This is a genomic window from Streptomyces ortus, from assembly GCF_026341275.1.
Lineage (GTDB): Bacteria > Actinomycetota > Actinomycetes > Streptomycetales > Streptomycetaceae > Streptomyces > Streptomyces ortus.
This window is the reverse complement of the sequence record NZ_JAIFZO010000002.1, coordinates 8,261,104-8,282,354: the sequence shown is the minus strand read 5'-3', so window position 1 is coordinate 8,282,354 and position 21,251 is coordinate 8,261,104. Positions and strand designations below refer to the sequence as shown.

The window sequence follows — 21,251 nt, the reverse complement described above, 5'->3', positions numbered from 1 at the left end:
CCTGGGCCGGCAGGAGCGTCAACGCCTGCGTACTTCCCGGAGTTCCCGATGAATTGAGGTGTTCGCTGATGTCCAGACGTTTAGCCGGCGTCCTGGTGGCGGTCGCGGCGCTGGCCGGATGCATATTTCCGGCTGCCGCGAGTGCACAGGACCGGCACGCGTGCACGCCCTCGGACTACGCAGAGGGAACCTGCCTGGCCTTCGCCGTGACGGGCGGCGAGAAACCCGAATCGGGGGCGGTCCGTGCCGCCGTCGAGCGCGGTGACGTCGCGCAGGCGCGCGGCTATGTGAAACAGCGCGCGAAGAAGCACCAGGACAGCCTGCAGACGGCACTCCGGGCGCTGGTGGCGCCCCCGGAAGAAGCCTCCGACGCCCGCATTCTCAACGACCCCGAGAACGACGGAATCGGCACGATCACCAGCAGATGGAACTGGCGTCTGGACCAGCCCGTCATCTTCGGCTACTGCGATCCGCAGGGCTGTACGCAGCGGGATGTCCTGGACGCGCACTACACCCTCAACATCTTCTTCTCCGGAGCGACAACCCTGGACGGGGAACTGTCGACCCGGGCGGGTACGACGGTCGACATCAACACCCACGACTGCACGCTGTACGCCGACCTGAGCTGGCAGATCGACCCCAATCTCGCGGACTGGCCCCGGTGCGACACGGCCTACCGGACCAGCCGCTACACGATCTACCCGGGGAATGTCACCCAGATGCGCAAGAACGAGTGGAACTACTTGGCGATCGGTCTGCGTTTCACTCCGACCGGCAGCGACGAGTCATTCCCCTTCAACTGGGAATCCCGGCGCTGGTACGTTGACGGTGGCGGAGCCCAGGAATTCAAGCAGTATTCGCCGTGACGCACACGTGACGCACACGTGACGGACACACCGGTGGGCGCGAACCGCGCAACGCACCCACCGGTGCTCTGCCTTCCTGCCACCGCAACCGCAGCTGCAGTGCAGTGCACTGCATCGGATGTCGAGAAAGGGCCGAGATGAATGACTCGACTCATTCCCTTCGGCAACGCCTGCATGTCCTGGACGGATTACTCCTGGCGATCGAACGCAGACATGAGCTGGTCGACCTCATGTCGGAGTGCGCGTCGACCGACATGGCCCTGCGCAGGATCACCGCACGCTTCGGCGTCACCGAACCCGCCGCGCGCGTGCTCCTGGACATGCAGTTCCGACGCCTCATGCCACACGAGGTGGACAAGCTGCGGCAGGAGGCGGCGCAGCTTCGCGCCACCCTCGATCCGTAGCGCGACCGGCCCTGCCGTCATGGTCGACGCCGGAGCGCCAGGACACACTGCTCAACAGGTGCGAAGCCCCGGAATGGGTTCGTAGTTGCCGCCGCCCGACACCTTGGTGGCGGGAAACCAGCCCCAGCCGTTGTCGGCGTCGGCGACGTCGCCCTGCGTCCAGAGCCACCAGTCGTTGCGGGCTTCACCGACCGGCGGATTCTCCACCCCCGCCATCTTCAGCTGGCAGGCGAACCAGTTCCGGCCGGCGTACAGGTAGCCGCTGTACACGTAGACGGGATAGCCGCCCCGCACCAGATTGCCGCCCTCGTAGGCGTTGCAGTAGGTGGTCGTGTACGTGGTGCCCCTGAAGTCCGTCACGGTGGGCCCTGCCCCGGAGCAGCCGGCCGACGGGGCAGCCGCGGCGGTGCCGCTCGCCCCCAGGCCGAGGCCCGCCGTGACGAGTACGGCCGCGGCGACGGCCCGTACGGCGCGTGCCGGGCCCGCACTCCCGCTGCGACCCTTCCTGCCTTCCCGTATGCGCAACCGGCGCATGGACACCCCTCTCTCCTGGCCGATCCGAGAAACCGGCACCCCGGTGAACGACCGCGGTAGCCGTGACGCGTCCGATGCACGTCCTGGTGACCGGCCCGTCCAAACTGCCGCCGACGCCAGGACACCGCCACACCTTTCCACCGTGCCCAAAAGGACCGGGCGGAGCGGGCGGGAGTGGCCGTCGGTTGGCCACGGGGTGCGAGCCGGGGGCCGGTACCGGATCTGCTGGAGTCCGCGTTCACGTTCACGGTGCTGCCCCCACCTCCCCTCTCAGAGCGTCTGCCAGATGCGGGCCAGTGCCGACGTGGTGAGTACCTCCTCGGGATGTCCTTGTCCGGCGAGGCGGCCGTCCTGGAGCAGGAGGCAGGCGTTCGCTCTGCGGGCGACCTCCAGGTCGTGGGTCGCCTGGACGACTGTCACCCCGTCGGCGACCAGCGCCGTCAGCAACTCCTCGATGCGCTCCCTCGCTTCCGGGTCGAGGCCCGAGGTCGGTTCGTCGAGGAGCAGCAGATCCGATTCCTGCGCCAACCCCTGGGCGATGAGGGCGCGTTGGCGTTGGCCACCCGACAGTTCTCCCAGTTGGCGTGCGGCGAGGTCGCCGACGCCGAGCCGGTCGAGCGCGGCGTCCACGACCGTACGGTCCCGGCCGTTGAGCCGGCGCCATGGCCCACGCCTGCCCCAGCACCCCATCTCCACGGTCTGCCGGACGGTGAGCGGCAGGCTGTCGCCGACGGCTCCACGCTGGGGCACGTACGCGGGCTGCCGTTCTCCGGTGCAGTGGAGTTCGCCGGATGTCGGATGGATCACACCGGCGAGAACACCGAGCAGGGTCGACTTGCCGCTGCCGTTCGGTCCGACGAGTGCCGTCATGGTCAACCTCGTTATCTCCCCGCTGAGTTGACTGAGGACGGGGTGTCCCGGATAGCCGGCGTACAGGTCGGCGAAGTGGACGCGCGCGGTCCGCGCCGGGCTCGTGGTGGGTGACTGGCGAGGTGTTTTGAACATGATTTTCATTGTAGTGTCCCCGGCATGGAATGGATGACGGCCCCGTTCGAGGTCACCTTCGTGCAGCGAGCCCTGTGGGGCGGAGTCCTGGTGTCCGCGATCTGTGCGCTGGCGGGCACCTGGGTGGTACTGCGAGGGATGGCCTTCCTCGGGGACGCCATGTCCCACGGTCTGCTGCCAGGGGTCGCGCTGTCCGCCCTGTTCGGTGGGAACCTGCTGGTCGGCGCGGTGGCCAGCGCCGCCGTCATGACGGCGGGGGTCACCGTGCTGGGGCGTACCCGAAGGCTGTCCCAGGACACCGGGATCGGTCTGCTGTTCGTCGGCATGCTCTCGCTCGGCGTGATCATCGTGTCGCGGTCCCAGTCCTTCGCGGTGGACCTGACCGGCTTCCTGTTCGGTGACGTCCTCGCCGTCAGACAGCAGGACCTCTTCCTTCTCGCGGCGGCGCTGTGCGTGGCGCTGCTCGTGTCGGTCCTCGGCCACCGCGCCTTCCTGGCCCTGGCCTTCGACGCACGCAAGGCGCAGACCCTCGGTCTGCGTCCGCGCCTGGCCCACGCCGTCCTGCTGAGCCTGCTCGGCCTTGCGATCGTCGCTTCCTTCCACATCGTGGGAACGCTGCTGGTCCTCGGCCTGCTCATCGCCCCGCCGGCCGCTGCCCTGCCGTGGGCCGGCAGTGTCCACGGGGTCATGGTCCGGGCGGGGCTCATCGGTGCCGCCGCCACCTTCGGAGGGCTGCTGCTGTCCTGGCACCTGGGCACCGCGGCGGGCGCCACCGTCTCGGGCCTCGCGGTGAGCCTGTTCTTCCTCTCTCACCTGGCGGCCGGCCTGCGCCACCGCGCCGCCCGTCCCTCCCCCGCTCCCGCCCTCCGAGCCCACTGAAAGAAAGCCTGAGCGATCGTCATGACCGTCCGCAGAAACGTCACTCCGTGGGCCTCGGCCGCACTGGTACTCACCGCTTTGCTCGCCACGAGTTGCGCACGGGAGAAGGGCAACGACGCACGGCCCGCGGCGAGTTCCTCCTCCCCCACAGCCCACGGTTACGTGGCGGGAGCGAAGGAGGCCGCCGAACAGCAGTCCCGCCTGATCCTCAACGACCCCGCCGACGGAGCCGGCCGGATCCTCGACCTCATCACCGGCAAGGTGCACAAGACGGACCGGGTCGAAGACGCGTACCGGCTCGGCACGGACGGGAGGTTCGGCTACCTCCACACCTCCGACGGCACGCACGTACTCGACAGCGGCGCCTGGACGGTGGACCACGGGGACCACGTCCATTACTACAGTGCGCCGGTACGGGACGTCGGAGAGTTCGCCGAGAGCCGCCGGGCGCAGGTGCGCAGCGATGTCGTCGTCACCGCGGTGACCGATACCGCCGGGAAGAGTGTCCTGTACGACCGCGGCAAGCTGGAGAAGGGCGAGATGGCGTCCTCCCGGACGCTGGCGGGCACCTACACCGGCGCCGTCGTGCCGTACGGGGAACGCCTTCTGGCCTTCGCCGACGAGGGCGGCACCTCGCAGCTCGTCGTACTCGACCGCAAGGGCAGCCGCGTGGCCACCCCGGACGCGGACTGCGAGGAGCCCCGGGGCGACGCCGTCACCCGACGCGGTGTCGTCCTGGGCTGTGCCGACGGCGCCCTGCTCGTCAGCGCGAAGAACGGCGCCTTCACCGCCGAGAAGATCCCCTACAGCGGTGAGGTGCCCGCGAAGGAACGGGCCGCCTCCTTCCGTCAGCGGCCCGGCAGCGACACCCTCACCGCCCCGGCCGGGAAGGACGCCGTGTGGGTTCTCGACGTGACCGAACGGACCTGGACCCGCGTGGACACCGGGCCCGTCCTCGCCGCCACCACCGCCGGCGAGGGCTCGCCGCTGCTCGTCCTGGAGACCGACGGCTCGCTGCACGGCTACGACATCGCCACCGGCAAGCACATCGCGCGCACCGAGCCACTCCTGACCGAAAAGACGCGGTCCGGCACCGACGCCGGCGCGCCCGTGATCGAGATCGACCGCAGCCGCGCCTACGTCAACGATGCTCGCGGCAAGAAGGTGTACGAGATCGACTACAACGACGAACTGCGCGTGGCACGCTCCTTCGACCTGGACATCGAGCCGGTCCTGATGGCGGAGACCGGCCGATGAAGTGGACCGCGACGAAGCGACGGGTACGGGTTCGCGTGGCGCGGCTGCGCAGCCTGAGCGTGGGCCTGCTCGCACTGATGACCGTTGCCGCCGCCTCCGGCTGTACGGCCGGTACGGACCGGCCCGCCATCGTGGTCACCACCAACATCCTCGGCGATGTCACGCGGGAGATCGTGGGCGACGAGGCCGACGTGACCGTTCTGATGAAGCCCAACGCCGACCCGCACTCCTTCGGTCTGTCGGCGGTACAGGCCGCCGAGCTGGAACGGGCCGACCTGGTCGTCCACAACGGCCTGGGACTCGAGGCGAACGTCCTGCGCCATGTGGACGCCGCCCGCGAGTCCGGCGTCGCCACCTTCGCGGCCGGGGAAGCGGCCGACCCGCTCACCTTCCACCCGGCCGGCGACGGTGGCCCCGTGGACGGGGAAGGGCAGCCCGACCCGCACTTCTGGACCGACCCGGACCGGATACGCAAGGTCGTCCGTCTGATGGCAGACCAGGTGATCGAGCACGTCGACGGCGTGGACGAGTCCGTCATACGCGCCCGGGCCGACCGTTACGGCGAAGAACTCACGGACCTGACCACCTGGATGGAGAAGTCCTTCGACCGCATCCCCGACGGCGGGCGGGCCCTGGTGACCAACCATCACGTCTTCGGCTACCTCGCCGACCGCTTCGACTTCCGGGTGATCGGCGCGGTGATCCCCAGCGGCACCACGCTGGCCTCCCCCAGCTCCTCCGACCTGCGCTCGCTCACCGTGGCGATGCGGAAGGCGGGCGTACGCACCGTGTTCGCGGACTCCTCGCAGCCCACCCGGCTCGCCGAGGTCCTGCGCACGGAACTGGGCGGACGGGTCCAGGTCGTGGAGCTGTACTCGGAGTCGCTGACCGCGAAGGGCGAGGGCGCCGACACCTACGTACGGATGATGCGCTCCAACACCACCGCCATGACCGACGGCCTGACCTGAGCCCTGCCCGTCGGCCGACTCCACGTTTCACCATCCGCGCCACCACAGCACGCCGGACACCGGCCGACGCGGCCGGAACCGTCCTGCGCCACTGCCGCCACCGCGCGGCGAGAAAGGGAAACAACACCGATGAACAAGTCGATACGCACCAGGGCCCTCACGGGCACAGCACTCGCCCTGGCGGTGTCCACGGTTCTGAGTGCCTGCGGAGGAGAGGACAAAGCGTCCTCCGACGCCGGCGCCAAGGCCGAGGGCACGCCGGGCGCGCAGGCCGCGACCGCGGTGAAGGAGCCGCTGGTGGCCACCTTCGACGGTGGTCTGTACATCCTGGACGGCGAAAGCCTCGCACTGCGCAAGACCATCGAGCTGCCCGGCTTCAACCGGGTCAACCCCGCCGGCGACGAGGACCACGTCGTCGTTTCCACCGACACCGGCTTCCGCGTGCTCGACGCCACCGGGCAGGCTCTCACCGACATCGAATACAAGGGTGCCAAGCCCGGCCACGTCGTGCGCCACGCGGGCAGAACAGCGCTCTTCACCGACGGCACCGGAGAGGTCAACGTCTTCGACCCCGCCGATCTGAGCAGCGGGAAGAAGCCGCGGGGACGCACCTACGCCTCCGCCGAGGCACACCACGGTGTCGCCATCGAACTGTCCAACGGCGAACTCCTCAGCACCCTGGGCACCGAGGAGAAGCGGACCGGTGCACTGGTCCTGGACAAGGACGACAAGGAAATCACGCGCTACGAGAAATGCCCTGGTGTGCACGGTGAGGCCGCCGCGAAGAACGAAGCCGTCGGCGTCGGGTGCGAGGACGGGATACTCATCTACAAGGACGGCGAGTTCACCAAGATCGAGGCTCCCGACCACTACGGCCGTATCGGCAACCAGGCCGGCAGCGACGTCTCCCCGGTCCTCCTCGGCGACTACAAGACCGACGCGGAGGCCGAGTTGGAGCGGCCTACACGTATCTCCCTGATCGACACCGAGAAGAAGAAGCTGCGCCTGGTCGACCTGGGCACCAGCTACTCCTTCCGCTCCCTGGCCCGCGGACCGGAGGGTGAGGCCCTCGTGCTCGGCACGGACGGCGCGGTCCACGTGCTCGACCCGGCGAGCGGGAAGACCGAGAAGAAGATCCCGGTCGTCGGCAAGTGGCAGGAACCGCTGGACTGGCAGCAGCCCCGGCCCACCCTGTTCGTCCGGGGCGGCACGGCCTACGTCTCCGATCCGAACGAGAAGGCGTTGCACGCCATCGACCTGGAGACGGGTAAGGAGATCACCTCCGTCACGCTGCCCCGGAGCACCAACGAACTGTCGGGCGTCGTCGCCGGACACTGACCGCGGACGCGCACAGCGCCGACTGTCCCCGCGTCCGGCGGGACGCGGGGACAGCGGGGACAGCGGGGACAGCGGGGACAGCCCCAGGGTCAGTCCTCTGGACATTCGCGGGCGAATTTTGACACGGTGAGGCCGCCGGCCCCGTAATCGAACGTGCGGCCGATACCTGCTGGGGGTCCAGCCATGTCATCCGCCCGCCTCGAACCGGACGCTGCCGCCTTCTACGCCGCGCAGAGCGACTTCTCCGACCCCAACGACCTCGCCCCGCTCTATGCCGATCTTCCGAAGGATCCGGCCCAACTCGCCTGTGTGGCACGCGATCTGATGATCCATCGGCTGGAGGGCGAACTGTTCGGCCATGTCATCCCACAGGACCGCCTGCACCACGATGCCGAGACGCGCTACCTCGACGACATCCTGCGGATCATCGTCGACCGGGACGCCGGACCGCTGACGCGACGGCGTGCTGTCCTGGACCGCTTCGTCGGCGTCTGCCGCGACTTCGCCCTGCTGCACTGCTCGTTCCTGCGCCACGCGGGCGTCTCCTCGCGCCTGCGGTCCGGCTTCGCCGACTACTTCCGCCCGGACGGATTCCACGTCGACCATGTGGTGACCGAGTACTGGGACAGCGAGCGGGGCTGGCTGCTCGCCGATGCCGAACTGGCCGATCCGATGGTCACCGGCACATGGAAGGTGGACTTCGACCCGATGGACGTGCCGCGCGACCGCTTCCTGGTCGCGGGCAAGGCCTGGCAGGCCATCCGGGCGGGCGAGGCGGACCCGAAGACCTTCGGGCTGCACCCACCGCAGGAAGGGCCGATGCACGGGGAGTTCTTCGTCGCGGGCAACGTCCGGCTCGACCTCGCGGCGCTGAACAAGGTCGAGACGCTGCTCTGGGACATCTGGGGCACGGAACCGGACAGCGACGAGAAGATGACGGACACGGTCCGTGAACTCCACGACCAGGCCGCACGGGTGGCCTCCGACGACGTCCCCTTCGATGCGGCGCGGAAGCTCTTCACGCAGAACGACGGGCTGCGGACACCGAGGACCGTGCTGTCCCTGGCACCCTTCAACGGCCCGAGCGAAGTCACCCTCAGATGAACCGCCCCTCCTGCTGACCGGCACATCGGGCAGCGGGTCGTTCGTGCATCACCCCCGTAACAAAGTGATCCACTTCCTTGTGTGGAAAGTGTCCGGGCCCGTGGAGTGGGCTGATGCACTTTTCGACACCAGGCGGTCCCTTCCTCCGTCATCTGCGCGTCTGGCACGCCGTGGCGGCCTCCCTCGTGGTGGTGGCTGTGGTAGTGGCTGTGGTGGTGTTCCTCGTCCTGCGCCCGTCCGACGGTGTGCGCTCGGTGGCCAACAGCCCCTGCCGGCCCACCGCCTCGGCGCGCGAGGACACGCCCGCGCCCCCCGACCTCGACGGGGACGGCTTCGCCGATCTGGTGCACGAGATGTCCCGGTCGCTGAAGGTCGACGTGGTCGTCGTGCCCGGCTCCGAGCACGGTCCGGACCGCGACCGCACGACCGTCCTCACCCAGAACGACCTCGGTGTGCCGGACGACATCCAGGTGGGCGACGACGGGTGGCAGCCCACGGTCGCGGACCTGGACGAGGACGGCCACGCCGACCTCGTGGTCAGCGGCGCAGCCCGGATCGTGTGGGGAGGCCCCGGGGGCCCGCGGGCCGGCGGGCCGCACGGGCGCGTCCCGCTGCCGGGCGACGGGTACCACACCGCGCCGATCGCCGGCGACTTCGACGGGGACGGCCACACCGACCTCGCGGTCTACCGGGACTGGAGTGAGGATCGGGCGGTGGTCGTGCTGCACGGACCGTTCAAGCGCTCCGGTGCCCCCGCCGGCACGGCGGAGATCACCGGCCCGGTCAGCGAGGGCGCGTCACCCGTGCTGGCCGCCGGGGACGCGAACGACGACCGAGCCACCGATCTCGCGCTCTACGACTCCCCCTATGACCCGCCCCTGCTGTTCACCGGCGGTGCCCGTACCGGCACCGGCCTGAGCGAGAAGCCGGAGCGGCTGCCGGTGGGCGAGAACGTCGTCTTCGGCGACTTCGACGGCGACGGACGACAGGACATCGCCGTCGGACGGAGCTTCGTCGACGGCGACGACGAGATCGACACGCCGCACCGGCGCGGCCAGGTCACCGTCCGCTACGGGAAGGAGCCGGGGAAGTGGATCACCATGGAGGGCGGTGACTTCAAGGAGGGCTTCGGCGCCGGGCTCGCCGCCGCCGACTTCGACGGCGACGGCTGCGACGACCTGGCCGTACAGCTCACCAGGAAGAAGGAGGCGGGGGACGCGCGGATCGAGGTGCTGCGGGGCGGCTCCGAGCACGGGCTCGGGTCGAAGCCCTGGCGCGCCACCGAGCGGTCCGTGCCGGGTGACGACGGTCCCGTCGACGCCTCGCTCTTCGCCGTCCACGACTGGGACGCCGACGGCCGCGCGGAACTGGCCCTCTTCGGCGGCGACACCTGGTGGATCACCGACGGCACGCACCACGACGAGACGTCCTTCCCGCTCAACCCCGACAAGCCCCTGGGCGGGCGCTAGGCCTGCAAAAATCCTGGGCGCCTGTGTCGATCCGACCTCGTCCCGTTCGACGTACCGGTGCAGGACGCACCGCAGCACGAGGACGCGCGATGCGACAGGACCTGATGAGGGAAGACATGAAACAGCTCTTGCGGGTGCAGAACTTCACCGTCTCCAGCGACGGCATCGCCGCCGGCGAGGACCAGACCCTGGAGCGACCCTTCGGCCACCACATCGCTCCGAGAGAACTCATGGCCTGGGCCGTCGCCACGGCACACTGGCCCAACCGCACCGATCCCGGAGGAGGCCGCGGCCTGGACGACTACTTCACCCGGGACTTCACCCACAACATCGGCGCCGAGATCATGGGCCGCAACAAGTTCGGGCCCCAACGCGGCCCCTGGCACGACCACCAGTGGCGCGGCTGGTGGGGCGACGAGCCCCCCTTCCACACACCGGTGTTCGTCCTGACCCACCACACACGTCCGTCCTTCACGCTCTCCGACACCACGTTCCATTTCGTGGGCGGCGACCCCGCCGACGTTCTCGCGCGGGCACGGGAGGCCGCGCAGGGCAAGGACGTCCGGCTCGGCGGCGGTGTGAGCACGATCCGGGAGTTCCTCGACGCCGACCTCGTCGACACCCTGCACGTGGTCGTCACGCCGGTGAAACTCGGATCCGGGCTACGCCTGTGGGACTCCCCCGACGAGTTGATGGACCGTTTCCACCTGGAAGTGGTGCCGAGCCCGAGCGGCGTCACCCACCACCTCTTCTGGCGCAAGTGACCGCGCGAACGACCCGGAGAGGCGCTTTGTGCGCACCGGTTCAACTGACGGTGTGTGAAGGGGAATCGCGGGCAATCGTAGGGTTGCCGGCGCCCTGATGGCTTGAGGACCTTTCACCTCTTCTGCATCACGTCGAATCGAGCCGCGATGCCCGGTGAGACACGTCGCAAGGCAGAGCACGACCGCAGAGCATGACCCGGGTACGCGTATGGGGAAGCCCTCGGATCGTGCGGTGATGCCGCGAAGTGTCTCGCCGGGCCGACCGGTTCCCGCTATCCGTTGACGAGTGCCCTCGGCGATCTGCTCGGCGTACTGCCTGCCGCAGAGGCCCGGTACCCGAGCCTGACGCCGCGACACGGCACCGTACGCAAGCCGGGTGCGGCACCTTGCGACCGTACGCGATCCGGGTGCGGCACCTCGCGGTCCCAGGTCCGGTGGGTCAGCGTCTCGGCCCCGCCACCGCGTAGGCCGCGGTGCCGACGACCGTGAGGACCAGGGCCGTCCAGGTGCCCGCGGCCGTGCCGGGTGGCAGCAGCATCCAGGTCGCCACCTCCATCGGCGTACTCGTCGGGGGCGGCGCGAAGAAGGCGAACGAGAGCCAGGCGAACGGCAGCGTCCACGCGTACTGGCCCCCCGCGAGCGCCGCGCCCAGGGCGACCAGCCCCATCAGACCCGCACTGTCGCGGGCCACGAAGGCGGCGGTGGCCATGTTCTCGCCCACAGTCCGAACGGCCAGCAGCATCGCGGCGACGACCGCTCCCGCCACCAGCACGTGCGCCGCTCTGCGGGGTACCCAGCGGATCGCGGCCGTCCGGTCCAGCGCGGCGTCCTGCCCGCTGAGCCCGACCGAGAACGCCATCGCCCCGGCGGCGAGGACGAGCACGGACGGCCCCGGCTCGATGGGCCCGCCGCCCCCGCCCCCTCCTCCGTCCCGGACGAGTACCGCCACCGTGACCGCGCTGACGGCCACCGCGGCGAGCGATGCGGGGATCCGGCGCGAGCGGGCGTACAGCGTGAGCCATCGCATCGGGATCACCGGGAAGCACCACCCTTCAGCGCGGCGAGCGGGTCGCCCTCGCAGGACAACGCGGCGGTCCGCATCGCGCTGATCCGGGCGAGTTGTTCGTCCTGCGGCAGCGCCTTGAGGTCCTGCCACACCGGGCGGGCCGCGGCGCTCTGCTCGGCGGCGGAGTACCCGGTGCCCGCGAGCGGTTCGAGGTCCCCGGTCACCCAGGCGACCGCGACGCTCTGTGCCGAGGGGTCGGCCGCCGTACCGTTCCAGCCGGTGGGGACGCACATCGGCACCATGGCCTGCGCGATCAGGGCCCGGGTCAGTTCCTTGCCCTTCACCCCGCTGATCATGGCGTCGTCGAATTCGAACAGCACGCTGTCGCGGGACCACCGCGGGGTGGAGCCCCAGGGCAGGACGGTGGCGTTCTCCCGGACCGAGACCGGCGCGCGGTTACCCAGGGCGGTGTGCAGGAGGCGCAGCGCCTCCTTGCCGGGACCCACGAGACCGTCGAGCCGTGCCCGCTGCGTGGTCGTCACGCACACCGGACCGTCGCACACAGGCTCCGCCGCGGCCTTGTCGACGACGTACATCCGGGCCGGGTCGGAGGGCAGTACGAGCAGAGCGGCCACCCCGCCCGCCAGGAGGGGCGCCAGAGCGATCAGCCGGGCCGCCCGCGTCGAGGCGATCAGCAGGACGAAGCCGGTCGCGGCCATGCCCAGCAGCCAGACCGTCTGTCCCAGGTGCACGGACGCGGAGAGGGTGAGGAGTGCGTCGCGCACCTCCTCCACCGTCGGTGACAGCAGTGAGACCTGGTTCGGCTCGGTGAGCGGGATCCCGCTCGACGTGAGGGTCTCCGTCCGGCCCAGGGAGGCGTGCATCAGGACCGTGAAGACGAAGGCGGTCATGGCCAGCGCGGGCGGGGTGAGCGCGGACGGCAGGGCCCGCCCGGCCCCCATGCCCAGCGTGGCCCCCGCGACGAGGAAGAGTGCTCCCACCAGTGAGATGGGCAGCCAACCGGCGTGCGTGTAGGCGGTGTTGCCCCACACCTGGACCGCGCCCACGAGGACGAGGAGCGCGAAGGCCGTGGTCAGCGTGAGCGCCGTGATGCCCGTCAGTACGGCGGCCCGGTGCCGGGCGGGCCGTGGCGTGCTCGTCAGCAGTTCGTACATCTTCGAGCGGTGGTCGCGCAGCCCCTGGAGTGCTCCGAGTCCCACGACCAGCGGCCACAGGTAGAAGAGCAGGGAGCGGGTCCACATGGCCATGGGGGTCCACTGGGCCGTCCACGCCGTGGTGTCCCGCCACCATGCGGCGTCCAGCAGGTACAGGAACGCCAGTGCCGGAACCAGGACCACGGCGCCGGCCCATGGGGCGACGGAGCGTCTCAGCTCGGTGCGCAGGACACGGAGGTTCAGCAACTCGTTCACCAGCGGTCCCTGTCCTGGCCGGGCTTCTGCAGCAGCGCCGAGTAGCCGCGCTCCCAGGGGCTGTCGCCCACGTGCTCGGGGCCGCCGGCCGCCGCCAGGCCGTCCGGGGTGCCCTGGAAGACGAGCCGGCCCTCGGCGAAGAGGACCACGTCGGTGCAGGCGGTGGCGACGTCCTCCACCAGGTGGGTCGAGACGAGGACACAGGTGTCCGTGCCCAGTTCCTGCAGCAGTTCGCGGAAGCGCAGCCGCTGCGCGGGGTCCAGGCCGACCGTCGGCTCGTCGAGGAGCAGGACCGCCGGGTCGTTCACGATGGCCTGGGCGATGCCGACGCGCCGCACCATGCCGCCCGACAGGGACTTCATCCTGTCGTCGGCGCGGTCCGCGAGGCCCACCCGCTCCACGGCGCGCTGCACCGCGGCGGGGATGTCCGCCTTCGGCACCTCCTTGAGCCATGCCATGTATTCGACGAACTCGCGCACCGTGAAGCGCTTGTAGTAGCCGAACTCCTGGGGCAGGTAGCCGATCCGGCGGCGCAGCGCACGGTGCTCGCCCCGGCCGCCGACGGGCTCGCCGAACATCTCCAGGGTGCCCTCGGTGGGGCGCAGCACGGTGGCCAGCGTCCGGATGAGGGTGGTCTTGCCCGCCCCGTTGGGGCCGAGCAGGCCGTGTACGCCGGTGCCGAGGCGCAGGTCGAGGCCGTCGACGGCCATCCGGTTCCTGCCGACCCTGACCTTCAGCCCGGTGGCCTGGATCTCCCAGGCGTAGGCCGTCGGCGCGAGATCGGCCGCGTTGACCGCGGACGTCATGTGGTGTTCCTCTCGGTTGGTTCTTTCGTTGTTCATGGCTGCTTGCCGGTTGCGCAGGGCTGCTCGCCGGCTGTTCAGGGCTGCTTGCCGGCTCTTCGGGGCTGCCTGCCCGTCGTCCGGCGATGCCCTTCCGTCGCTCATCAACGGGTTTCCAGCACGGAGTACGCGCTTCTGCGGGCGATGACGACCGCGATGCCGAGGGCCAGGGCCAGCCCCCACGCCGGCAGTCCGTCCGGCCGCAGGACGAAGGCCGTCCTGTTGGTGGCCACGGTCGGTGCCATGACCAGGGCGGCCCACACGGCGGCCAGCACGACGGCGGCGCGAGTCACGCCGACGACTCCGCCGAGCGCCAGCGTCGCCGCGGTGAAGGCCAGGCAGGGCAGCAGCCACTGGGCCACCATCACCCCGGTCGCCCATCCGCACACGAGCAGCACGGGGACGACCACGCCCAGCACGGACACGGTGCGCCGCAGCACCAGTTGGAGCCCGGCCCTGGGCGCCGAGACGGTCAGCTCGTACGCCGGATCCAGCCCGCGGGCCCAGGACGCCGCGACGCCGAGCACGGGCAGGAGCGGTGCGAACAGCAGCACCATCGACACCTCGCCCGTGCCGGTGCCGACCACGTCGAGCAGCAGGGCCAGCAGTGTCACGGCGACGACCATGGCCAGCCACGGCACCATCGCGGGTGTCATCCACCGCGAGAGCCGTGACAGCCACACCTGCCTGAACCGTCCGCGCCGCATCGTGGCGGTGACCGCCAGCCGCGGCTCCAGGCCGGACCACACGGAGTCGACCAGCGACACCACGGCGGGCGCCTCGGCGGCGACCACGGCGGACAGTCGGTCACGGCATGTCCGGCACGTCTCCAAGTGGGCCTCCACGGCCCACAGTTCGTCGGCCGCGAGGTCCGGGCCGCCACGCGCGTACCCCTCGATGATCCGCCCCGACGCGTGTTCCCCACTCATACCAGCGCCCTCCGCATCGCGGTCCGGGCCCGGCGGGCACGGGTCTTGACCGTGCCCTCGGGCAGCCCGAGCAGGACCGCGGTCTCCCGGACGGACAGTCCGTCGAGCACCATGGCCTGCAGTACTTGTCTCAACTCCGGGGCGAGGTGGCGCAGCGCGTCCCCGACCTCGCCCCCGACGGTCGCCGCGAGCGCCTCCTCCTCGGCGGCGGGCGCCTCGACCGGTACGGCGGCGGCCGGCGGGGGTTCCGCGTGGTGGGCCCGGCGCCGGAACGCGTCGACCAGGCGGCGCGCCGCGATCGTCCACAGCCAGCCGGTGGCCGTTCCTCCGACCGCGGCCCCGGCGAACGCGCCCGCCGCTCGCCACACCGCAAGGTAGGTCTCCTGCATGACCTCCGCGACGATCTGCTCGTCGACGCAACGGCGGCGCAGGCGCACCGCCAGCCACGGCGACGTACGCCGGTACAACTCCTCGAATGCGGCACGGTCGCCCTTCGCCACGAGGCGGACGAGACGCTCCTCGTCCACCTCGTGCAGCGGTGCCCTGGCTGATCTCACACCTGCTAGACGCCCGGTCCTCGCGTCAGGTTTTCCCTTTGCCGTGATCCATGTCACACCACAGGGCCCCTCGCCTCCGCTTTCCCGACCCGGACGGTCGGCACGCCGTCACGGGGTGCCGCTCGGCGGTGTCGCGGCGCCCCGGTCCGAGGGCGGGGTGAGGGGCGGAAGCGTCGGGTCGTGGCGCAGCGCGTCGAGGACGACGCGGACGGCGGCGCGGGTGGGGGTACCGCGGCGGACGGCGGCGGTGATGGTGCGGGTGACCGGGGTGGCGAGTTCGCGTGTGGTCACGTCATAGCGGCTGTGGGCGACGGCGAGGGCCGGGAGGAGGGTGATCGACAGTCCGGCCTCGACGTGCTGCAGCGCCATCATGTAGTTGCTGAAACGGCACACGACCCGTGGCTCGAAGCGGGCCTGACGGCACAGCCGCCGGGCGAGGTTGGCCATGTACGACTGCGGCATGTCGAAGGCCCAGGCCTCGTGCGCGAAGGCGGCCAGGTCCGCGGGTCCCCGTCCGGCGGGATGGTCGGGAGGCAGCACCAGCAGCACCGGGTCCTCGGCGAGCGGCACCAGGTCCAGGTCGGGGCCCAGCGGGAGTTCGTCGAAGTCGGTCGTGGTGATGATGATGTCCGCGTCCGCCATGCGCAGGGCGGGCATGCTCGCGTGCGGTTCCAGTTCGAGGATCTCCACGTCCAGGTGGGGGTGGGCGGTCGCGAGCCGCGTCACCGCCGGGACGGCCAGCGTGTGGATGGCACTCTGGAACACTCCCAGCCGGACCAGCCCCGACGGCTCCTCGCCGAAGCCGCGCAACTCGCTCTCGACACTGTCCATGTGGTCGAGGATCGCCCGGGCCCGCTGGGCGAGGATCAGCCCGGCGGACGTCAGCCGTACCCGCCGTCCCGTGCGTTCCAGCAGTTCGGTGCCGGTCTCGGCCTCCAGGACGGCGAGTTGCTGGGAGACGCTCGACGGGCTGAGATGCCCGGCCTGCGCCACCGCGCGCACCGTGCCGAGTGTGTCCAGCTGGCTGAGCAGCCTCAGCCTCCACGGGTTCATCACCCGGGCGATTCTTGTACGGTTCTTCCGCACAGGAAAGCCGACATCGTGTGATGGACGCGAACCTCGACCCGTCCCTACCGTCGACGTCATGGCAGACGACACGACCGGCACGGACCGCGACGCACAGTTCTGGCACGACGCACGGCGCCATCTGCTGCGCTACGGCGTCGCCTTCACCCCCGAGATCATCGAGCGCGCGAGCGGCAGCTTCGTGCACACCGCCGACGGCCGCCGGATCCTCGACTTCACCTCCGGGCAGATGAGCGCGATCCTGGGGCACAGTCATCCACGCATCGTGGAGTGCGTCCAGCGGCAGATCGCCGATCTCGACCACCTCTTCAGCGGCATGCTCAGCCGACCCGTCGTCGACCTCGCGCGACGGCTGGCCGGCACGCTGCCCGACCCGCTCGACAAGGTCCTGCTGCTCACCACGGGCGCGGAGTCGAACGAGGCCGCGGTACGGATGGCGAAACTCGTCACCGGCCGCCACGAGATCGTGTCGTTCGCCCGGTCCTGGCACGGCATGACCCAGGCCGCCGCGTCGGCGACGTACAGCGCGGGACGCAAGGGCTACGGACCCGGGGCGCCGGGCAACTTCGCCATCCCCGTCCCCCACTCCCATCACCCCGACATCACGCACACCGACGGAACCCTCGACTGGCAGCGCCAGCTGGATCTCGCCTTCGACCTCATCGACGCCCAGTCCACCGGCAGTCTGGCGGCGTGCCTGGTCGAGCCGATCCTCAGCTCCGGCGGGGTGATCGAGCCGCCCGCCGGTTACTTCGCCGCGCTGCGCCGCAAGTGCCGGGAGCGCGGGATGCTGCTGATCCTCGACGAGGCGCAGACCGGCCTGTGCCGCACGGGCACCTGGTACGCCTTCGAACGCGACGGGGTCGTCCCCGACCTCCTCACCCTGTCCAAGACACTCGGCGCGGGGCTGCCGCTCGCCGCGGTGATCACCAGCGCGGAGATCGAGGAGCGGGCACACGAACGCGGCTTCCTGTTCTTCACCACCCATGTCTCCGACCCGCTCGTCGCGGCGGTCGGCAACACGGTCCTCGACGTCCTGGAAACCGACCGCCTCGACGAACAGGCCCGCAGCCGCGGGGAGTTCCTGCGCAAGGGACTCGACGAACTGGCCGCCCGCCACCCGGTGATCGGCGACGTACGCGGCAGGGGCCTGCTCCTCGGCGTCGAGTTCACCACGGACGACCCCGACACCTCGGCCGGGGACGCCCTGGGCGCCCGTGTCACCGGCCGCTGCCTCGAACTGGGCCTGCACATGAACATCGTGCAGCTCCCGGGCATGGGCGGCACCCTGCGCATCGCCCCGCCCCTGACCGCCACCGAGGAGGAACTGACCCTCGGCCTGGAGATCCTGGACCGGGCCGTCACGGAGGCGGCCCGCACGGCGTCGTGATCGGCGCGCCGGGCGGTGGTCGGACGCGGGGCCGGGTCGTTACGATGACGGTGGTGGGGTCGGCTCCGGGACGCGTGTCCGGCGACGGTCGCGGCCCTGTCGGGCGGTCGGCCCGGACTCGTCACAGCTTCCTTCGCGGTACGGCCGCACACGGTAGGCGGACGCAAGGCAACGTACCCCACGCCCAGTTGGAGCTGTCCATGCGCATCGACCGTTCGAAGCTGTCGCTCGACCAGCCCGTGTCCTGGCTCGATCCGAACCGCGGGACCCATGAGGAGGCGGCCGAGTGGCTGCGGTACGGCCCCGTGGTGCCGGTGGCGTTGCCGGACGACGTCCGTGCCTGGGCGGCCATGTCTGCCGAGGCCGCCCAGGCGGTACTGGACGCGCACCCCGATCTCTCCAGCGATCCACGGCACTGGGGGGCGTACACACGCGGGGAGATACCCGCCGGATGGCCGCTGCTCAACCTGATCGTCGGGGAGTCGATGCTCAACGCCGACGGGACGGACCATCGCAGGCTGCGCCGCCTGGTGAGTCACGCTTTCACTCCCCGGCGTATCGAGGCGTTCGCACCTCGGATCCACGAGATCACCCGTGCGTTGCTGAACGGTCTGGAGTCCGAGGAGCCCGGGGCGGTGACCGACCTCAAGGAGGGGTTCGCCTATCCGCTCCCGCTGCTGATCATCTGCGAGCTGTTCGGTCTCACCGACCCCGGGCAACAGCGCCGATTACGCAGCCACTTCGGGACGATGCTGAGTGTCGAGGTGAGCGGCGCCGAGCGGCAGAAGGCGGCGCTCGGGCAGCGCGAGGTGCTGGCACAGCTGGTCGCCGAGCGGCGCGCGGCCCCGCTCGGTGATCTGACCAGCGCGCTCATCGAGGCATTGGACGACGAGGACGGCAGGCTGACGGAGAAGGAACTGATCGACACCCTGGAGATCATCCTGCTGGCCGGCCACGAGACGACGGTCAACTCGCTGACCAGCACCGTCCACGCCCTGCTCACCCATCCCGACCAGCTCACCGCGCTTCTCGGCGGCGAACTGGACTGGCCGGCCGCCGTGGAGGCGGGCCTGCACTGGAACTCCCCGCTCCGCAACCTCTTCATGCGGTACGCGCTGCGGGACACCGTCCTGCACGGAGTGACCGTACGCCGCGGCGAGCCGATCATCGTCGGTCTGGCCGCCGCCAACCGCGAACAGCGCGGAACGGTCCCGGCCCGCTTCGACATCCGCGACTCGCGCCACTACGACCGCCAGCTCGCCTTCGGCGCGGGCCCGCACTACTGCCTCGGCGCACCCCTGGCCCGCCTGGAGAGCGCGATCGGGCTCTCCCAGCTCTTCGCCCGGTTCCCCGCCATGCGGCTGGCCGTGCCCGAGTCGGACCTCATACCCGTGATCTCCACGGCGATCAACGGCGTCACCGCCCTCCCCGTCGTCCTGCGACCGACCGCCACCTGAGGACTCGTCAAGGGGCCTCACGCGCAGCCGAGTTCACCGGAGGGACGCTCGCGCACAACCCTTCGTCCACTTCACGAGTCACAGCCCCGGAAGCCCCATCCTCTTGTTTTCCCCTCTGCCTCCGGGAGTTGCCCCGTGCGTGTACGCACCCTGGCCGCCACCGCCGCCGTCGCGGCACTCGCCGCCGCCGGTCTGACCCTGCCGCTCGCCGGGAGCGCCGCGGCGGCGACGACTCCGCGGTTCGACTTCAACGGCGACGGATACGCGGACATCGCGGTCGGCATGCCCGACGCCACGGTGAACGGCAAGGCCAAGGCCGGTTACATCAGCATGATCTACGGAGGCGCGGAGAGCCCTTACCAGTCCACCGGCGTCATCAGCCAGGCCGAGGCCGGCATACCCGGGACGCCCGAGGCGGGCGACCGATTCGGCTCCTCCCTGGCACCCGTCGACATGAACGGCGACGGCGTCTTCGAGCTCGTCGTCGGCGCGAGCGGCGAGTCACTCACCTCCGACCAGCTCAAGGACGAGGGCACCATCACCGTCCTGGAGAGCTTGCAGTGGCACCCCAAGGGCACCACCGTGGCCAGGGGCACGTCCGAGTACAGCAGCATCGGCCGCACGATCGCCACGGGTGACTACGACGGCGACGGCGACACCGACCTCGCGTTCGGCGAGAACGGTGAGGAGCACGGCGCGCTCCGGTTCCGCCCCGGCCCCCTCACCGCCGACCCGGTGACCCCCAGCACCCTGCGCCGCTACAGCATGGGCGGCACCACCCGCGCCCTGGCCACCGGGGACTTCGACGGCGACGGGCGCGACGACCTCGCCGCCACCTGGCGGGGCACCGAGGACTCCAGCACCTTCATCACGCGCTGGGACGAGGAGGCCGCACCGGCGCAGTGGTACGCCGACGCCGACCGCGGCAGTGTGCTCGCCGCCGCCGACTTCGACAGGGACGGCACGGACGACCTCGCGGTCGGCCTCGTACAGCCCAACCCCGAGTCGGAGAGCACACATTGCGAGGACCGGCTCGGCGGCGCTGTGCTCCTGCTCAAGGGCTCGAAGAGCGCCGGCTTCGGCGCCGGGTACGAGTGCATCACCCAGTCGAACCCGGAGGTCGGCGGTGCCGCCGAGGAGGGTGACGACTTCGGCGCCGCGCTGTCCGCCGGCGATCTGAACGGCGACAGCCGTCCGGAACTGGTGGTCGGCGTGCCCGGCGAGGACGTGGGGACCGTGCGGGACGCGGGCGGATACGTCACGTTGAACGGCACGGAACACGGCCTCTACGGAGGGCTGGCCCGCAGCCAGAGCACCCCGAACATGCCCGGCACGGCCGAGGCCGGCGACCGCTTCGGCGCCCAGGTGGCCGTCGGCGACTACAACCTCGACGGGCTGTGGGACACGGCGGTGAGCGCGCCCGGGGAGAACGCCGGTGAGCCCAGGTCCGGTGGTGTCTGGTTCGCGCCGAGCAGCACGCAGGAGACGTACCCGCAGGGCAAGTCACTGACTCCCTACGGCTTCGCGCTGCCCTACGGGGCCATCAAGTACGGAGAGGTACTGGGACTCTAGACAGCCGCGTACCTTCCCGCCGCGCGTGTACTGAGGCGGCCCCGTCCGGCGGGGAGGTGAAACGGGGCCGCCCACGAGAGCGCCGTGAGCTCTCCGGCCATGCGGCGCTCCAGGAGGCCGCCAGAGGTCCGGCGACGCCCTCCACCAGCGACTATCCCATCGCCCGGCATGCCCATGGCATATTCCAGCCATTTCCCGGAGCGTGCCGTACCGCCCCGTACGGCTGTGATCCGCTCACCCGGCCGCCCCGCTGCCGCGGCCGGTCGACCTGCGACCGGGTGAGCGGGGGGATCTCCACACGGGTGCCGCGCCCCTCGCGGTTGAGAAGGCCTGTGAGATAGGGGGCGATGTTCTCCCGCCGTACCGCGCGGTAGGCCTGCTCGATGCGTTCCAG

Annotated in this window: 20 protein-coding genes; 12 read left to right on the top strand and 8 right to left on the bottom strand. The window is 70.6% G+C overall.

Annotation, left to right across the window (positions count from 1 at the left end; translation table 11 throughout):
- Positions 1 to 68: 68 nt before the first annotated feature.
- Both K3769_RS39195 and K3769_RS39190 read left to right on the top strand, forming a co-directional pair.
- The gene (locus K3769_RS39195; protein ID WP_267030968.1) at positions 69 to 866 is read left to right on the top strand and encodes a hypothetical protein; all 798 of its coding nucleotides are present in this window, start codon (positions 69 to 71) and stop codon (positions 864 to 866) included.
- A gap of 137 nt (positions 867 to 1,003) precedes the next feature.
- Positions 1,004 to 1,270 (top strand): DNA gyrase subunit A, encoded by a 267-nt coding sequence (locus K3769_RS39190; RefSeq protein ID WP_267030967.1) that lies wholly within the window; start codon positions 1,004 to 1,006, stop codon positions 1,268 to 1,270.
- A gap of 51 nt (positions 1,271 to 1,321) precedes the next feature.
- Here K3769_RS39190 and K3769_RS39185 read toward each other — a convergent pair whose 3' ends face one another.
- Both K3769_RS39185 and aztA read right to left on the bottom strand, forming a co-directional pair.
- Positions 1,322 to 1,804, bottom strand: coding sequence for a hypothetical protein (locus tag K3769_RS39185; RefSeq protein WP_267030966.1), 483 nt, complete (start codon positions 1,802 to 1,804; stop codon positions 1,322 to 1,324).
- Positions 1,805 to 2,074: 270 nt separating this feature from the next.
- Positions 2,075 to 2,818 (bottom strand): zinc ABC transporter ATP-binding protein AztA, encoded by a 744-nt coding sequence (aztA, locus tag K3769_RS39180; RefSeq protein WP_267030965.1) that lies wholly within the window; start codon positions 2,816 to 2,818, stop codon positions 2,075 to 2,077.
- Between the two features lie 15 nt (positions 2,819 to 2,833).
- Here aztA and aztB point away from each other — a divergent pair, with 15 nt between their 5' ends.
- The 7 genes from aztB to K3769_RS39145 all read left to right on the top strand — a co-directional run bounded on the left by aztB (position 2,834) and on the right by K3769_RS39145 (position 10,588).
- A complete protein-coding gene (gene aztB, locus K3769_RS39175) occupies positions 2,834 to 3,688 on the top strand; it encodes a zinc ABC transporter permease AztB (protein ID WP_267030964.1) in 855 nt (284 codons plus the stop codon).
- 21 nt (positions 3,689 to 3,709) lie between these two features.
- Positions 3,710 to 4,945 carry a hypothetical protein gene (locus K3769_RS39170; RefSeq protein WP_267030963.1) on the top strand — a complete coding sequence of 412 codons (1,236 nt, stop codon included), beginning with the start codon at positions 3,710 to 3,712 and terminating at the stop codon, positions 4,943 to 4,945.
- Positions 4,942 to 5,913 (top strand): zinc ABC transporter substrate-binding protein AztC, encoded by a 972-nt coding sequence (gene aztC / locus K3769_RS39165; protein WP_267030962.1) that lies wholly within the window; start codon positions 4,942 to 4,944, stop codon positions 5,911 to 5,913. Before K3769_RS39170 ends, aztC begins: the two co-directional genes overlap by 4 nt.
- Before the next feature lie 129 nt (positions 5,914 to 6,042).
- Positions 6,043 to 7,251 (top strand): zinc metallochaperone AztD, encoded by a 1,209-nt coding sequence (gene aztD, locus K3769_RS39160; protein WP_267030961.1) that lies wholly within the window; start codon positions 6,043 to 6,045, stop codon positions 7,249 to 7,251.
- A gap of 183 nt (positions 7,252 to 7,434) precedes the next feature.
- Entirely contained in the window at positions 7,435 to 8,355 is a 921-nt protein-coding gene (locus K3769_RS39155) for a transglutaminase-like domain-containing protein (RefSeq protein ID WP_267030960.1), read from the top strand.
- 113 nt (positions 8,356 to 8,468) lie between these two features.
- Positions 8,469 to 9,824 carry an FG-GAP repeat domain-containing protein gene (locus K3769_RS39150; RefSeq protein ID WP_267030959.1) on the top strand — a complete coding sequence of 452 codons (1,356 nt, stop codon included), beginning with the start codon at positions 8,469 to 8,471 and terminating at the stop codon, positions 9,822 to 9,824.
- A 116-nt stretch (positions 9,825 to 9,940) separates the two neighbouring features.
- Positions 9,941 to 10,588, top strand: a complete 648-nt coding sequence (locus tag K3769_RS39145) for a dihydrofolate reductase family protein (RefSeq protein WP_267030958.1) — start codon at positions 9,941 to 9,943, stop codon at positions 10,586 to 10,588.
- Between the two features lie 439 nt (positions 10,589 to 11,027).
- Here K3769_RS39145 and K3769_RS39140 read toward each other — a convergent pair whose 3' ends face one another.
- The 6 genes from K3769_RS39140 to K3769_RS39115 form a co-directional block, all read right to left on the bottom strand.
- A complete protein-coding gene (locus K3769_RS39140; RefSeq protein ID WP_267031741.1) occupies positions 11,028 to 11,615 on the bottom strand; it encodes a hypothetical protein in 588 nt (195 codons plus the stop codon).
- A 5-nt stretch (positions 11,616 to 11,620) separates the two neighbouring features.
- A complete protein-coding gene (locus K3769_RS39135; RefSeq protein WP_267031740.1) occupies positions 11,621 to 13,012 on the bottom strand; it encodes a hypothetical protein in 1,392 nt (463 codons plus the stop codon).
- An 8-nt stretch (positions 13,013 to 13,020) separates the two neighbouring features.
- The gene (locus K3769_RS39130; RefSeq protein WP_267030957.1) at positions 13,021 to 13,830 is read right to left on the bottom strand and encodes an ABC transporter ATP-binding protein; all 810 of its coding nucleotides are present in this window, start codon (positions 13,828 to 13,830) and stop codon (positions 13,021 to 13,023) included.
- A gap of 140 nt (positions 13,831 to 13,970) precedes the next feature.
- Positions 13,971 to 14,795, bottom strand: coding sequence for a zf-HC2 domain-containing protein (locus K3769_RS39125; RefSeq protein WP_267030956.1), 825 nt, complete (start codon positions 14,793 to 14,795; stop codon positions 13,971 to 13,973).
- On the bottom strand, positions 14,792 to 15,352 hold the full coding sequence (locus tag K3769_RS39120) for an RNA polymerase sigma factor (RefSeq protein WP_267030955.1): 561 nt from the start codon (positions 15,350 to 15,352) through the stop codon (positions 14,792 to 14,794). Before K3769_RS39120 ends, K3769_RS39125 begins: the two co-directional genes overlap by 4 nt.
- 108 nt (positions 15,353 to 15,460) lie before the next feature.
- On the bottom strand, positions 15,461 to 16,405 hold the full coding sequence (locus K3769_RS39115; protein WP_267030954.1) for a LysR family transcriptional regulator: 945 nt from the start codon (positions 16,403 to 16,405) through the stop codon (positions 15,461 to 15,463).
- Between the two features lie 91 nt (positions 16,406 to 16,496).
- Between K3769_RS39115 and K3769_RS39110 the strand changes: the two genes are divergently transcribed.
- The 3 genes from K3769_RS39110 to K3769_RS39100 all read left to right on the top strand — a co-directional run bounded on the left by K3769_RS39110 (position 16,497) and on the right by K3769_RS39100 (position 20,857).
- Positions 16,497 to 17,828: an aspartate aminotransferase family protein gene (locus K3769_RS39110; protein ID WP_267030953.1), complete on the top strand. Its 1,332-nt coding sequence runs from the start codon at positions 16,497 to 16,499 to the stop codon at positions 17,826 to 17,828.
- 200 nt (positions 17,829 to 18,028) lie between these two features.
- A complete protein-coding gene (locus K3769_RS39105) occupies positions 18,029 to 19,285 on the top strand; it encodes a cytochrome P450 family protein (protein ID WP_267030952.1) in 1,257 nt (418 codons plus the stop codon).
- A 135-nt stretch (positions 19,286 to 19,420) separates the two neighbouring features.
- Complete coding sequence (locus tag K3769_RS39100; RefSeq protein WP_267030951.1) at positions 19,421 to 20,857, top strand: FG-GAP and VCBS repeat-containing protein; 1,437 nt, start codon at positions 19,421 to 19,423, stop codon at positions 20,855 to 20,857.
- Positions 20,858 to 21,251: the final 394 nt, after the last annotated feature.

Excerpts from the sequence above, each read along its gene's own strand:
- K3769_RS39170 (WP_267030963.1), top strand. The coding sequence starts at position 3,710 with ATGACCGTCCGCAGAAACGTCACTCCGTGGGCCTCGGCCGCACTGGTA.
- K3769_RS39130 (WP_267030957.1), bottom strand. The coding sequence starts at position 13,830 with ATGACGTCCGCGGTCAACGCGGCCGATCTCGCGCCGACGGCCTACGCC.
- K3769_RS39150 (WP_267030959.1), top strand. The coding sequence starts at position 8,469 with ATGCACTTTTCGACACCAGGCGGTCCCTTCCTCCGTCATCTGCGCGTC.
- K3769_RS39190 (WP_267030967.1), top strand. The coding sequence starts at position 1,004 with ATGAATGACTCGACTCATTCCCTTCGGCAACGCCTGCATGTCCTGGAC.
- K3769_RS39145 (WP_267030958.1), top strand. The coding sequence starts at position 9,941 with ATGAAACAGCTCTTGCGGGTGCAGAACTTCACCGTCTCCAGCGACGGC.
- K3769_RS39125 (WP_267030956.1), bottom strand. The coding sequence starts at position 14,795 with ATGAGTGGGGAACACGCGTCGGGGCGGATCATCGAGGGGTACGCGCGT.
- aztC (WP_267030962.1), top strand. The coding sequence starts at position 4,942 with ATGAAGTGGACCGCGACGAAGCGACGGGTACGGGTTCGCGTGGCGCGG.
- aztB (WP_267030964.1), top strand. The coding sequence starts at position 2,834 with ATGGAATGGATGACGGCCCCGTTCGAGGTCACCTTCGTGCAGCGAGCC.
- K3769_RS39195 (WP_267030968.1), top strand. The coding sequence starts at position 69 with ATGTCCAGACGTTTAGCCGGCGTCCTGGTGGCGGTCGCGGCGCTGGCC.
- K3769_RS39105 (WP_267030952.1), top strand. The coding sequence starts at position 18,029 with ATGCGCATCGACCGTTCGAAGCTGTCGCTCGACCAGCCCGTGTCCTGG.
- K3769_RS39185 (WP_267030966.1), bottom strand. The coding sequence starts at position 1,804 with ATGCGCCGGTTGCGCATACGGGAAGGCAGGAAGGGTCGCAGCGGGAGT.
- K3769_RS39155 (WP_267030960.1), top strand. The coding sequence starts at position 7,435 with ATGTCATCCGCCCGCCTCGAACCGGACGCTGCCGCCTTCTACGCCGCG.
- aztA (WP_267030965.1), bottom strand. The coding sequence starts at position 2,818 with ATGAAAATCATGTTCAAAACACCTCGCCAGTCACCCACCACGAGCCCG.
- K3769_RS39115 (WP_267030954.1), bottom strand. The coding sequence starts at position 16,405 with ATGAACCCGTGGAGGCTGAGGCTGCTCAGCCAGCTGGACACACTCGGC.
- K3769_RS39110 (WP_267030953.1), top strand. The coding sequence starts at position 16,497 with ATGGCAGACGACACGACCGGCACGGACCGCGACGCACAGTTCTGGCAC.
- K3769_RS39140 (WP_267031741.1), bottom strand. The coding sequence starts at position 11,615 with ATGCGATGGCTCACGCTGTACGCCCGCTCGCGCCGGATCCCCGCATCG.
- aztD (WP_267030961.1), top strand. The coding sequence starts at position 6,043 with ATGAACAAGTCGATACGCACCAGGGCCCTCACGGGCACAGCACTCGCC.